Source organism: Streptomyces albus subsp. chlorinus, assembly GCF_013302895.1.
GTDB classification, from domain to species: Bacteria; Actinomycetota; Actinomycetes; order Streptomycetales; family Streptomycetaceae; genus Streptomyces; species Streptomyces chlorinus.
In genome coordinates this window covers 4,747,902-4,749,285 of the sequence record NZ_VJOK01000001.1, presented here as the reverse complement: position 1 = coordinate 4,749,285, position 1,384 = coordinate 4,747,902, and the positions used below count along the sequence as shown (strand labels likewise).

Here is a 1,384-nt window from a genome sequence, read left to right as displayed (position 1 = left end):
CGAACTCCAGGCGCGGCTCAGGCAGTTGGGCCTCTTCGGCCGGAACCCGACCGGGTACTACGGTCCGGTGACGGCGGCCTCCGTCTCCGCGTTCCAGAAGCAGCGCGGCATGGCCCGCACCGGCAAGGTCACCGACCCGGTGCTCGCCGCGCTGCGTGCCCACACCCACCAGCCCACGCGCACCGAGCTGTACCCGCCCACCACCCGTCCGATAGCCGCGCCCGATCCGCGCTGCACCACCGGTCGTGCGCTGTGCATCAGCAAGACCAGCCGGACGGCCGCGTGGATGGTGAACGGGAAGGTGCGCACCGCGATGGACGTGCGGTTCGGGTCGGCGTACACACCGACCCGGGAGGGCCGGTTCAAGGTCGACTTCAAGAGCCGGCACCACCACTCGACCCTCTACGACACCCCGATGCCCTACGCGATGTTCTTCAGCCGCGGCCAAGCCGTCCACTACTCCGCGGACTTCGCGGCCCGCGGCTACGCCGGGGCCTCCCACGGGTGCGTCAACGTCCGCGACAAGAAGAAGATCGCCAAGGTCTTCGCGGAGATCCGCCCCGGCGACAAGGTGATCGTCTACAAGTGATCCGCACGCCCGGGAGGCGGAAGGGGCGCGGGCGGGACCGGGAACTGTGCGCGCCCGGGGGGCGACCCCCAAACCCCCGGCCGGAGAGAGAACGGGAGGGTGAAGGGGCGCGGGCGGGACCGGGGGAACGTGTCCCGCCCGCGCCATCGCGCGAACCCAGAGGTACGGGGGGAACCTCGGGCTTACCGCGCCGCCGATGACCAGTCGGCTCACTCTCTACAGCGCCGGGGCCCGCGAAAGTGTCACACCGGATGTTCCGTGCCCGGATGTGGCGCCGCTCACGGCGTCACCGGTCGCCGCCGGTCGCCTCCGGGCCGGGGCCGGCGGGGGCGGACGGGGCGCCACCACCGGAACCGCCGGTGCCGCCACCGGTGCCGCCGCCGGAACCGTCGGAGCCGCCGTCCGCGCCTGAGGTGTCACCGGGCGCCGGGGGGTGGCCGCCGTCACCGCCCGAGGAGCCGTCGGAGCCGCCGTCCCCGCGGCCGGGGCCGCCCGGGGCGCCGCCCTGGCCGCCGCCTCCGTTCCCGGCACCGCCCCCCGTTCCCGGCACCGCCTCCGTTCCCGGCACCGCCCCCGTTGCTGGGACGGCCCCGGCCGGAGTTGTCGTACCGGGCGCAGAACTTGCGCACCGCGGCACGGCCGCCCGCCGCGCGCTCCAGCTTGCGGCGGTCGTCGGCCTCCAGCTTGCGGGTGGCGTACGCCTTGCACAGGGCACCGGCGATGGCCTTCTTCCGCGCCTCGCTCTCCCGGTCCGGGCCGGAGATCCGGGGCGGACCGTCCTTCTGCCGGCCCTCG

Annotated in this window: 1 protein-coding gene and 1 pseudogene; one reads left to right on the top strand and one right to left on the bottom strand. The window is 74.9% G+C overall.

The window, feature by feature from the left end; genetic code table 11:
• Positions 1–589: L,D-transpeptidase family protein (locus FM076_RS20805; RefSeq protein WP_173872481.1), on the top strand; the 589-nt coding region annotated here is incomplete at its 5' end.
• A gap of 443 nt (positions 590–1,032) precedes the next feature.
• Here the strand turns inward: FM076_RS20805 and FM076_RS20800 are convergent.
• A pseudogene (locus FM076_RS20800) lies at positions 1,033–1,384 on the bottom strand (hypothetical protein); the annotation flags it as partial.